At 50.0% G+C, this 12,210-nt stretch carries 10 protein-coding genes; all 10 read left to right on the top strand.

Annotated elements, in window-relative coordinates:
• Nucleotides 1-342: 342 nt before the first annotated feature.
• Nucleotides 343-1,545: a glycine betaine/L-proline ABC transporter ATP-binding protein ProV gene (gene proV, locus BEA93_RS18325; protein WP_105224875.1), complete on the top strand. Its 1,203-nt coding sequence runs from the start codon at nt 343-345 to the stop codon at nt 1,543-1,545.
• Complete coding sequence (gene proW, locus BEA93_RS18320; RefSeq protein ID WP_105224874.1) at nt 1,538-2,602, top strand: glycine betaine/L-proline ABC transporter permease ProW; 1,065 nt, start codon at nt 1,538-1,540, stop codon at nt 2,600-2,602. Before proV ends, proW begins: the two co-directional genes overlap by 8 nt.
• Before the next feature lie 57 nt (nt 2,603-2,659).
• Nucleotides 2,660-3,652 carry a glycine betaine/L-proline ABC transporter substrate-binding protein ProX gene (gene proX, locus BEA93_RS18315; protein WP_001516924.1) on the top strand — a complete coding sequence of 331 codons (993 nt, stop codon included), beginning with the start codon at nt 2,660-2,662 and terminating at the stop codon, nt 3,650-3,652.
• Nucleotides 3,653-4,239: 587 nt separating this feature from the next.
• Nucleotides 4,240-5,424 carry an MFS transporter gene (locus BEA93_RS18310; RefSeq protein WP_105224873.1) on the top strand — a complete coding sequence of 395 codons (1,185 nt, stop codon included), beginning with the start codon at nt 4,240-4,242 and terminating at the stop codon, nt 5,422-5,424.
• 123 nt (nt 5,425-5,547) lie between these two features.
• Nucleotides 5,548-6,285 (top strand): L-valine exporter subunit YgaZ, encoded by a 738-nt coding sequence (ygaZ, locus tag BEA93_RS18305; RefSeq protein WP_000254577.1) that lies wholly within the window; start codon nt 5,548-5,550, stop codon nt 6,283-6,285.
• The gene (gene ygaH / locus BEA93_RS18300; protein ID WP_001516926.1) at nt 6,275-6,610 is read left to right on the top strand and encodes an L-valine transporter subunit YgaH; all 336 of its coding nucleotides are present in this window, start codon (nt 6,275-6,277) and stop codon (nt 6,608-6,610) included. The genes ygaZ and ygaH overlap by 11 nt, the downstream gene beginning before the upstream one ends.
• Nucleotides 6,611-6,700: 90 nt before the next feature.
• A complete protein-coding gene (emrR, locus tag BEA93_RS18295) occupies nt 6,701-7,231 on the top strand; it encodes a multidrug efflux transporter EmrAB transcriptional repressor EmrR (protein ID WP_000378441.1) in 531 nt (176 codons plus the stop codon).
• A gap of 126 nt (nt 7,232-7,357) precedes the next feature.
• Nucleotides 7,358-8,530 (top strand): multidrug efflux MFS transporter periplasmic adaptor subunit EmrA, encoded by a 1,173-nt coding sequence (gene emrA / locus BEA93_RS18285; RefSeq protein ID WP_001516927.1) that lies wholly within the window; start codon nt 7,358-7,360, stop codon nt 8,528-8,530.
• A gap of 16 nt (nt 8,531-8,546) precedes the next feature.
• Nucleotides 8,547-10,085 (top strand): multidrug efflux MFS transporter permease subunit EmrB, encoded by a 1,539-nt coding sequence (emrB, locus tag BEA93_RS18280; RefSeq protein ID WP_001516928.1) that lies wholly within the window; start codon nt 8,547-8,549, stop codon nt 10,083-10,085.
• A gap of 623 nt (nt 10,086-10,708) precedes the next feature.
• On the top strand, nt 10,709-12,210 hold a 1,502-nt coding region (locus BEA93_RS18275), incomplete at its 3' end, for an autotransporter outer membrane beta-barrel domain-containing protein (RefSeq protein WP_123057520.1).

The raw sequence follows: 12,210 nt of genomic DNA, 5'->3' as shown, positions 1-12,210 counted from the left end.
AAAAATATCACCACCCACAGCAGGGAAATAATTCCAGTTAAACAGCTTTTTATCACGCAAATATTTTGTGGTGATCTACACTGACTCTCTGTTGCATTATTCGCCTGAAACCACAATATTCAGGCGTTTTTTCGCTATCTATAACAAAAAATATCAACTTTTCTCGATTTGCTCTCAGCCCTTATATCACGGGAAACTCCGGCAATTTGCTCGCATCAATATTCATGCCACATTTGCCCTCAGGGGTTGCCTCAGATTCTCAGTATGTTAGGGTAGAAAAAAGTGACTATTTCCATTGGGTAATATATCGACATAAACAAATAACAGGAATCTTTCTATTGCATGGCAATTAAATTAGAAATTAAAAATCTTTATAAAATATTTGGTGAGCATCCACAGCGAGCTTTCAAATATATCGAACAAGGACTTTCAAAAGAACAAATTCTGGAAAAAACTGGGCTATCGCTTGGCGTAAAAGACGCCAGTCTGGCCATTGAAGAAGGCGAGATATTTGTCATCATGGGATTATCCGGTTCGGGTAAATCCACAATGGTACGCCTTCTCAATCGCCTGATTGAACCCACCCGCGGACAAGTGCTGATTGACGGTGTAGATATTGCCAAAATATCCGACGTCGAACTCCGTGAGGTGCGCAGAAAAAAGATTGCGATGGTCTTTCAGTCCTTTGCCTTAATGCCGCATATGACCGTGCTGGACAATACCGCGTTTGGCATGGAACTAGCCGGAATTAACGCCGAAGAGCGTCGGGAAAAAGCCATTGATGCACTACGTCAGGTAGGTCTGGAAAATTATGCCCACAGCTACCCGGACGAACTCTCTGGTGGGATGCGTCAACGTGTTGGATTAGCCCGTGCATTAGCCATTAATCCGGATATTTTATTAATGGATGAAGCCTTCTCGGCGCTCGATCCATTAATTCGCACCGAGATGCAGGATGAATTGGTAAAATTACAGGCGAAACATCAGCGCACCATTGTCTTTATTTCTCACGATCTCGATGAAGCTATGCGTATTGGCGACCGAATTGCCATTATGCAAAATGGCGAAGTGGTACAGGTCGGCACACCGGATGAAATTCTCAATAATCCGGCGAATGATTATGTCCGCACCTTCTTCCGCGGCGTTGATATTAGTCAGGTATTCAGCGCGAAAGATATTGCCCGCCGCAGCCCGAATGGTTTAATTCGTAAAACCCCCGGCTTCGGTCCGCGTTCGGCACTGAAATTATTACAGGATGAAGATCGCGAATATGGCTACGTCATCGAACGCGGTAATAAATTTGTCGGCGCAGTCTCTATCGATTCGTTAAAAGCAGCATTAACGCAGCAGCAAGGTCTTGATGCGGCGCTGATTGATGCGCCGTTAGCGGTCGATGCGCAAACGCCTCTTAGCGAGTTGCTCTCTCATGTCGGACAGGCACCCTGTGCGGTGCCCGTGGTCGACGAGGACCAACAGTATGTCGGCATCATTTCGAAAGGAATGCTGCTGCGCGCTTTAGATCGTGAGGGGGTAAATAATGGCTGATCAAAATAATCCGTGGGATACCACGCCAGCGGCAGACAGCGCCGCACAATCCGCAGATGCCTGGGGTACACCGGCTGCGGCACCGACTGACGGCGGCGGCGCTGACTGGCTGACCAGTACGCCTGCACCAAATGTCGAGCATTTTAATATTCTCGATCCGTTTCATAAGACGCTGATCCCACTCGACAGTTGGGTAACTGAAGGGATCGACTGGGTCGTTACCCATTTCCGCCCCCTCTTCCAGGGTGTGCGCGTTCCGGTGGATTATATCCTCAACGGTTTCCAGCAACTGCTGCTGGGGATGCCCGCGCCTGTGGCAATTATCGTTTTCGCCCTGATAGCCTGGCAAATTTCCGGTGTCGGAATGGGCGTGGCGACGCTGGTTTCACTGATTTCTATCGGCGCGATCGGCGCATGGTCGCAGGCAATGGTGACTTTGGCGCTGGTGTTAACCGCCCTGCTATTCTGTATTGTCATCGGTTTGCCGCTGGGGATCTGGCTGGCAAGAAGCCCACGGGCAGCAAAAATCATCCGTCCACTGCTTGATGCCATGCAGACGACGCCAGCGTTTGTCTATCTGGTGCCAATCGTCATGCTGTTTGGTATCGGCAACGTGCCGGGCGTGGTGGTGACCATCATCTTTGCTCTGCCGCCTATTATCCGTCTGACCATTTTGGGGATTAACCAGGTTCCGGCGGATCTGATTGAAGCCTCGCGCTCATTCGGTGCCAGCCCGCGCCAGATGCTGTTCAAAGTTCAGTTACCGCTGGCGATGCCGACCATTATGGCGGGCGTCAACCAGACGCTGATGCTGGCCCTTTCTATGGTGGTCATCGCCTCGATGATTGCCGTCGGCGGGCTGGGTCAAATGGTACTGCGCGGTATCGGGCGTCTGGATATGGGGCTTGCCACCGTTGGCGGCGTCGGGATTGTCATCCTCGCCATTATCCTCGATCGCCTGACACAGGCCGTGGGGCGCGACTCACGTAGTCGCGGCAACCGTCGCTGGTACACCACTGGCCCTGTCGGTCTGCTGACCCGTCCGTTCATTAAATAACTCTGCACCTGCCCGGTGACGCCGGGCATTGCCACCCTGCCAAAAAAAGGAATAACAATGCGACATAGCGTACTTTTTGCGACAGCGTTTGCCACGCTTATCTCTACACAAACTTTTGCTGCCGATCTGCCGGGCAAAGGTATTACCGTTAATCCGGTTCAGAGCACCATTACCGAAGAAACCTTCCAGACGTTGCTGGTCAGCCGTGCGCTGGAAAAATTAGGTTATACCGTCAACAAACCCAGCGAAGTGGATTACAACGTTGGTTATACGTCACTGGCTTCCGGCGATGCGACCTTTACCGCTGTGAACTGGACACCGCTGCATGACAACATGTATGAGGCTGCCGGTGGCGATAAGAAGTTTTATCGCGAAGGGACATTTGTTAACGGCGCTGCGCAGGGATACCTGATCGATAAGAAAACGGCCGACCAGTACAAAATTACCAACATCGCGCAGCTAAAAGATCCGAAGATTGCCAAACTGTTTGATACCAACGGCGATGGCAAAGCGGATTTAACTGGCTGTAACCCCGGCTGGGGCTGCGAAGGCGCTATCAACCACCAGCTTGCCGCTTATGATCTGACGAATACCGTAACCCATAATCAGGGGAACTACGCGGCGATGATGGCCGACACCATCAGCCGTTACAAAGAGGGCAAGCCGGTGTTTTACTACACCTGGACGCCGTACTGGGTGAGTAATGAGCTGAAGCCGGGGAAAGATGTGGTCTGGTTGCAGGTGCCGTTCTCCGCACTGCCGGGTGATAAAAACGCCGATACCAAACTGCCGAATGGCGCAAATTACGGCTTCCCTGTTAGCACCATGCATATCGTTGCCAACAAAGCCTGGGCCGAGAAAAACCCGGCGGCAGCGAAACTGTTCGCCATTATGCAGTTGCCGGTTGCGGACATTAACGCCCAGAACGCCATTATGCATGACGGCAAAGCCTCAGAAGGCGATATTCAGGGCCACGTTGATGGCTGGATCAAAGCCCACCAGCAGCAGTTTGATGGCTGGGTGAATGAGGCGCTGGCAGCGCAGAAGTAGTTTTTATTCGGGCGGATAGGGTGTTTACGCCGTATCCGCCATTCTGTGCACAATGCCTGATGCGACGCTGGCGCGTCTTATCAGGCCTACAAACCACACTCATTTCGTAGGGCGGAAAGGCGTTTTCGCCGCATCCGCCTTCTGTACACAATGCCTGATGCGACGCTGACGCGTCTTATCATGCCTACAAACCACACTCATTTCGTAGGGCGGATAAGGTGTTTACGCCGCATCCGCCGTTCTGTGCACAATGCCTGATGCGACGCTGGCGCGTCTTATCATGCCTACAAACCACACTCATTTCGTAGGGCGGATAAGGCGTTTTCGCCGCATCCGCCGTTTTGTGCTCAATGCCTGATGCGACGCTGACGCGTCTTATCAGGCCTACAAACCACGCTCATTTCGTAGGGCGGATAAGGTGTTTACGCCGCATCCGCCGTTCTGTGCTCAATGCCTGATGCGACGCTGACGCGTCTTATCATGCCTACAAACCACACAGCACATTTCAACAAGCTATCTTTCGCCCCCATTCATAAACATCCGCTATTATTGATTTCCAGCTTAATCATCACCTGATAAACAAAATAATGACTAAACCCAATCATGAGCTTAGCCCGGCGCTGATCGTGCTAATGTCGATCGCCACCGGTCTGGCGGTCGCCAGCAACTATTACGCACAGCCATTGCTCGACACCATCGCGCGTAACTTTTCCCTTTCCGCCAGTTCGGCAGGCTTTATTGTTACAGCCGCGCAGTTGGGCTATGCCGCAGGTCTGCTGTTTCTTGTTCCCCTCGGTGATATGTTTGAACGCCGCCGCCTGATTGTCTCGATGACCTTACTGGCAGCAGGCGGTATGTTGATTACCGCCAGCAGTCAGTCGCTGGCGATGATGATCCTCGGTACGGCATTAACCGGTTTATTCTCGGTCGTGGCGCAAATTCTGGTTCCACTGGCGGCAACACTGGCTTCACCAGACAAACGCGGCAAGGTGGTTGGCACCATTATGAGCGGTTTGCTACTGGGGATTTTGCTGGCACGTACCGTTGCAGGATTGCTGGCAAACCTCGGCGGCTGGCGCACCGTCTTCTGGGTCGCATCGGTGTTAATGGCACTGATGGCGCTGGCGTTATGGCGCGGCCTGCCACAAATGAAATCAGAAAACCACCTCAACTACCCACAGTTGTTAGGTTCCGTTTTCAGCATGTTTATCAGCGATAAGATCCTGCGTACCCGCGCGTTACTGGGCTGCCTGACCTTTGCCAACTTCAGCATTCTATGGACATCGATGGCTTTTTTGCTCGCCGCGCCGCCTTTTAATTACAGCGATGGCGTGATTGGTCTGTTTGGCCTTGCGGGAGCTGCCGGGGCGTTGGGCGCTCGCCCGGCGGGCGGTTTTGCCGATAAAGGAAAATCGCACCTCACAACAACGTTTGGTCTGCTGTTGTTGTTACTTTCATGGCTGGCAATCTGGTTTGGTCAAACTTCCGTACTGACGCTGATTATCGGCATCCTGGTGCTGGATCTCACCGTCCAGGGCGTGCATATCACCAATCAAACCGTGATTTACCGTATTCACCCTGATGCGCGTAATCGCCTGACCGCAGGCTACATGACCAGTTACTTTATTGGCGGTGCTGCCGGTTCACTGATTTCTGCATCCGCCTGGCAACATGCGGGTTGGGCTGGCGTTTGTCTGGCTGGCGCGGTGATCGCCCTGGTTAACCTGGTGGTCTGGTGGCGAGGTTTTCATCGTCAGGAAGCCGCAAATTAAGCAATCAGCAACCGTTTTCGTGGCTTTACACTTATAAGGGTGTTAAGAAGCCCATCAGTCTGATAAGGTTAAGATATTCATTCAGTCTGTTTATAATATTAACAATCGTTAAGCGTACACTCTATGGTAAGCCCTACTCCTCTGCCAGCTTCTGGTCCGGCGACCTTCATGGAAGGATGCAAAGACAGTTTACCGATTGTTATTAGTTATATTCCGGTGGCTTTTGCGTTCGGTCTGAATGCAACCCGCCAGGGCTTCACTCCCCTCGAAAGTGTTTTTTTCTCCTGCATCATTTATGCAGGTGCGAGCCAGTTTGTCATTACCGCGATGCTGGCAGCCGGGAGTAGTTTGTGGATTGCTGCATTGACCGTGATGGCAATGGATGTTCGCCATGTTTTGTATGGCCCGTCACTGCGTAGCCGTATTGTTCAGCGTCTGCAAAAATCGAAAACCGCCCTGTGGGCGTTTGGCCTGACGGACGAGGTTTTTGCCGCTGCAACGGCAAAACTGGTACGTAATAATCGCCGCTGGAGCGAAAACTGGATGATCGGCATTGCCTTCAGTTCATGGTCATCGTGGGTATTTGGTACGGTAATAGGGGCATTTTCGGGCGGCGGTTTGCTGCAAGGTTATCCCGCCGTTGAAGCAGCATTAGGCTTTATGCTGCCGGCTCTCTTTATGAGTTTCCTGCTCGCCTCTTTCCAGCGCAAACAATCTCTTTGCGTTACCGCAGCGTTAGTTGGTGCCCTTGCAGGCGTAACGCTATTTTCTATTCCCGTCGCCATTCTGGCAGGCATTGTCTTTGGCTGCCTCACTGCGTTAATCCAGGCATTCTGGCAAGGAGCCGCTGATGAGCTATGAGGTTTTACTGCTTGGATTACTGGTTGGCGCGGCGAATTACTGCTTCCGCTATTTACCACTGCGCCTGCGGGTGGGTAATACCCGCCCAACCAAGCGTGGCGCGGTGGGTATTTTGCTCGACACCATTGGCATCGCCTCAATTTGCGCTCTGCTGGTTGTCTCTACCGCACCAGAAGTGATGCACGACTCACGCCGCTTCGTGCCCACACTGGTTGGTTTTGCAGTATTGGGTGGCAGTTTCTATAAAACACGCAGCATTATCGTCCCCACTCTGATAAGTGCGCTGGCCTACGGGCTGGCCTGGAAAGTGATGGCGATTATATAACCCACAAGAATCATTTTTCTAAAACAATACATTTACTTTATTTGTCACCGTCGTTACTATATCGGCTGAAATTAATGAGGTCATACCCAAATGGATAGTTCGTTTACGCCCATTGAACAAATGCTAAAATTTCGCGCCAGCCGCCACGAAGATTTTCCTTATCAGGAGATCCTTCTGACCCGTCTTTGCATGCATATGCAGAGCAAGTTGCTGGAAAACCGCAATAAAATGCTGAAGGCTCAGGGGATTAACGAGACGTTGTTTATGGCGTTGATTACGCTGGAGTCTCAGGAAAACCACAGCATTCAGCCTTCTGAATTAAGTTGTGCTCTTGGATCATCCCGTACCAATGCGACGCGTATTGCCGATGAACTGGAAAAACGCGGCTGGATCGAACGTCGTGAAAGCGATAACGATCGCCGCTGCCTGCATCTGCAATTAACGGAAAAAGGTCACGAGTTTTTGCGCGAGGTTTTACCGCCGCAGCATAACTGCCTGCATCAACTCTGGTCCGCGCTCAGCACAACAGAAAAAGATCAGCTTGAGCAAATCACCCGCAAATTGCTCTCCCGTCTCGATCAGATGGAACAAGACGGTGCGGTTCTCGAAGCGATGAGCTAACGCGTCATCTCGCTCAAAAATCCAGATTTATAAAAGAAAAACTGACCGGCCAGCATCGCAACGTGCTGGCCTTTTTGGCAAGCAGGTCGGCTCAGCCGATGAGTTAAGAAGATCGTGGAGAATACTATGAGCGCAAATGCGGAGACACAAAGCCCGCAGCAACCGGTAAAGAAGAGCGGCAAACGTAAGCGTCTGCTCCTCCTTCTCACCTTGCTCTTTATTATTATTGCCGTAGCGATAGGGATTTATTGGTTTTTGGTACTGCGTCATTTCGAAGAAACTGATGACGCATACGTGGCAGGGAATCAGATTCAAATTATGTCTCAGGTGTCAGGCAGCGTGACGAAAGTCTGGGCCGATAACACCGATTTTGTAAAAGAAGGCGATGTGCTGGTCACTCTCGACCCGACTGATGCTCGCCAGGCGTTTGAAAAAGCCAAAACAGCACTGGCTTCCAGCGTACGCCAGACCCACCAACTGATGATTAACAGCAAGCAGTTGCAGGCAAATATTGAGGTGCAGAAAATCGCCCTCGCCAAAGCACAAAGCGACTACAACCGCCGCGTGCCGCTGGGTAATGCCAACCTGATTGGCCGCGAAGAGCTGCAACACGCCCGCGATGCTGTTACCAGCGCCCAGGCGCAACTGGATGTCGCCATTCAACAATACAATGCCAATCAGGCGATGATTCTGGGTACTAAACTGGAAGATCAACCGGCCGTGCAACAAGCTGCCACTGAAGTGCGCAATGCCTGGCTGGCGCTGGAACGTACCCGTATTGTCAGCCCGATGACCGGTTATGTCTCCCGCCGTGCCGTTCAACCGGGTGCGCAAATTAGCCCAACAACGCCGCTGATGGCGGTCGTTCCGGCGACTAATATGTGGGTGGATGCCAACTTTAAAGAGACCCAGATTGCCAATATGCGTATCGGTCAGCCGGTCACCATCACCACTGATATTTACGGTGATGACGTGAAATACACCGGTAAAGTGGTCGGTCTGGATATGGGTACGGGTAGCGCGTTTTCGCTGCTTCCGGCGCAAAACGCTACCGGTAACTGGATCAAAGTGGTTCAGCGTCTGCCTGTTCGCATCGAGTTGGATCAAAAGCAACTTGAGCAATATCCGCTACGGATCGGTTTATCCACACTGGTGAGCGTCAATACCACTAACCGTGACGGCCAGGTACTGGCTAACAAAGTACGTTCCACGCCGGTAGCAGTAAGTACCGCTCGTGAAATCAGCCTGGAACCCGTCAATAAACTGATCGACGATATCGTAAAAGCTAACGCTGGCTAATCCAGAGGTGCGTGTGATGCAACAGCAAAAACCGCTGGAAGGTGCGCAACTGGTCATTATGACGATTGCGCTATCGCTGGCGACATTCATGCAGGTGCTGGACTCCACCATTGCTAACGTGGCGATCCCTACTATCGCCGGAAACCTTGGCTCATCGCTCAGCCAGGGAACGTGGGTGATCACCTCCTTCGGGGTGGCGAACGCCATCTCGATCCCGCTTACCGGCTGGCTGGCGAAGCGCGTCGGGGAAGTGAAGCTGTTCCTCTGGTCGACCATCGCCTTCGCCATTGCTTCGTGGGCGTGTGGTGTTTCCAGTAGTCTGAATATGCTGATCTTCTTCCGCGTCATTCAGGGTATTGTCGCCGGGCCATTGATCCCGCTGTCACAAAGTCTATTACTGAATAACTACCCGCCAGCCAAACGTTCCATCGCACTGGCCTTGTGGTCAATGACGGTGATTGTCGCGCCTATTTGCGGCCCGATCCTCGGCGGTTATATCAGCGACAATTATCACTGGGGTTGGATCTTCTTTATCAACGTGCCAATTGGCGTGGCAGTGGTGTTGATGACGCTACAGACCTTGCGCGGACGCGAAACCCGCACCGAGCGGCGACGGATTGATGCCGTGGGGCTGGCGCTGTTAGTGATTGGTATCGGTAGCCTGCAGATTATGCTCGACCGGGGTAAAGAACTGGACTGGTTCTCATCACAGGAAATTATCATTCTCACCGTGGTGGCGGTAGTGGCTATCAGCTTCCTGATTGTCTGGGAGCTGACAGATGACAACCCAATAGTTGATCTGTCGCTGTTTAAGTCACGCAATTTTACCATTGGCTGCTTGTGTATCAGCCTCGCTTATATGCTCTACTTCGGCGCGATTGTTTTGCTGCCGCAATTGTTGCAGGAAGTCTACGGCTACACAGCAACCTGGGCAGGGTTGGCGTCTGCGCCGGTAGGGATTATCCCGGTGATCCTGTCGCCAATTATCGGTCGTTTTGCGCATAAACTGGATATGCGTCGGCTGGTAACCTTCAGCTTTATTATGTATGCCGTCTGTTTCTACTGGCGTGCTTATACCTTTGAACCCGGTATGGATTTTGGCGCGTCGGCCTGGCCGCAGTTTATCCAGGGCTTCGCGGTGGCCTGCTTCTTTATGCCGCTGACCACCATTACGCTTTCTGGTTTGCCACCTGAACGACTGGCGGCGGCGTCGAGTCTCTCCAACTTTACGCGAACGCTGGCGGGGTCTATTGGCACGTCGATAACCACTACCATGTGGACCAACCGCGAGTCGCTGCATCATGCGCAGTTGACCGAGTCGGTGAATCCGTATAACCCGAACGCCCAGGCGATGTACCATCAACTGGAGGGTCTGGGAATGACGCAACAGCAGGCTTCCGGCTGGATTGCTCAGCAGATCACCAATCAGGGGCTGATTATTTCCGCTAATGAGATCTTCTGGATGTCGGCCGGGATATTCCTCGTCCTGCTGGGACTGGTGTGGTTTGCCAGGCCGCCATTTGGCGCAGGTGGCGGCGGAGGCGGTGCGCACTAATGTTGTCAAAGGGAGCTGCGGCTCCCTTTTTATTTGCCTATTCTGCAAACGGTTGTTTTATCAATGCCAAATGATGCCATTATTCAGGGTTGCTTAATAAGCAGTTCATCAATCAGAAAAAATAGACAATATATTTATATTTTTCCTAATAGCGGAATATTTTATCTCATATTTTTATGCATTTTATCGATGTGCGGAAAGCATATTTATATTATTTTTTTTGACAATAATCCTGGTATTTACCAACTCTAAGTAAATGTGCAAACAATAAACATAAAATTAATTTGCCATCATTATTAAATTCAAGAAAAACATCGACAGAATATATCTTGATGATTTTTCTAACTTTTCTTTTTGTCACTTTTTACCACTTAATGTATTTAAAGATTTTTCCTATGGAAAATTATGCAACTTATTTTTTAGCACAACGCCTAAACCATCAAAATAAATTAATATTAAATTAATTACAAATTAAACTGGTTTATAAACATTGGTTTCACGCACTACTCTTCATTTGATAGAGCAGTAACCCTTTTCAGTGGTCTTAAAAATTAAGTTTTTACGTCGTTACTGTGGATTTGTTATTTATCTTAAAATAAATCATAAGGATGAGAAGGAACTTTATGAACATCAAAAAGCATCCCTTGTCAACGCTGGCAATAGCTATTTCGACCGTGTTATCAATACCCGTTTCACTGGCATGGGCACCACCAACAAGTATCAACAGCGATGTTACTATCAACAATAATGATGTTGTAACGCTATCCTCATCCGAAAATAATTCATCAACCTGGGATCAATTTCGTTTTCTTAATGTTGGAGAAACAAGTGAAGGTACGTTGAATATAGACGGGCGTGATCTGACCACCTCCAAAATCACAATCGGTAATGCAACTTCAGGGATAATGAAATTAGAAAACAATACTCATCTGACGATTAATAATGCATCGCCTTATGAACACAATATTTATTTAGGTATCAATGGTGGTTCAGGAACCTTAATGGTGCTTAGCGGCAGTACTATCACCGATTTAAATGAATTCAGAATCGGTGAATATGATTACCAGGCACAAGGGCAAGTCATTATTGACGGTGCGGGTTCTTCCGTTTCTGCAACGTATGTGATGGTCGGCGATCAGGGAACAGGTAAACTCGAAATCACGCATGGCGGTCATCTTACGGCATCAAAGGATGTGCTCATTGGTTTTACTGGAAGTACAGGGGATTTTCACGGGACTGGATACGGTGAAACGCTGGTTGATGGCGACAATTCTTCATTAACAGTGAATGAATATATCAACCTCGGGGGATTGAGTTCAGTGCAGAACGAGGCCAAGGGGATACTTACCGTTAGTAATAATGCCACGGTCAGTGCTAATCAATTTATCTGGCTTGGGATAGCAGAAACCAGCACCGGTATTCTAAACATTGGTGGAGCGCAGGGAGAAGCAGAACAGAAAGCGGGGATCATCAAGACGCCGATTATCCATATGGGAAGTAATGCCGGGGATAGTGCTGCACAAATTAATTTTAACCACTCCAGCGAAGATTTTATCCTGGCTGCAGATATAGTTGGCAAAGGCGAAGTTAACCAGGAAGGTTCCGGAGTCACGACGTTGACAGGCGCAAATACCTACTCTGGCCAAACGAATATAAATAAAGGCACTTTGCGCGCCGGTGTCAACGATACCTTCAGCCCAAACTCCGATTATGTTGTCGACAGTGAAGGGAATATCGATTTAGACGGTTTTTCACAAACCTTAAATACACTGGATTTGGCGGGTACAGCAACACTATCTTCCTCAAAAAATGGCGACAAATTCACGCCTGCCACACTCACCATTAATGGCAATTACACTGCTAATAATGGTTTGTTAGTTATGCGTACCGAACTCGGCGATGATAATTCCGCGACTGATAAATTAATTGTAAAAGGCAACACGTCTGGTCATACCCGAGTGAGTGTTAGTAATGCCGGTGGTCAGGGAGCCGATACGCTTGAAGGGATCCGCATTATTGAAATAACTGGCGCATCAGAGGGAACGTTTAGTAAAGAAGGTCGTATTGTTGCCGGTCCCTATGACTACAACGTGGTAAAAAGCGACAACCAGAACTGGTTTTTAAC

The organism is Escherichia sp. MOD1-EC5950, from assembly GCF_002965345.1.
Taxonomy (GTDB): domain Bacteria; phylum Pseudomonadota; class Gammaproteobacteria; order Enterobacterales; family Enterobacteriaceae; genus Escherichia; species Escherichia marmotae.
The sequence above is the reverse complement of the archived record's forward strand: the minus strand, read 5'-3'. Positions and strand labels throughout refer to the sequence as shown.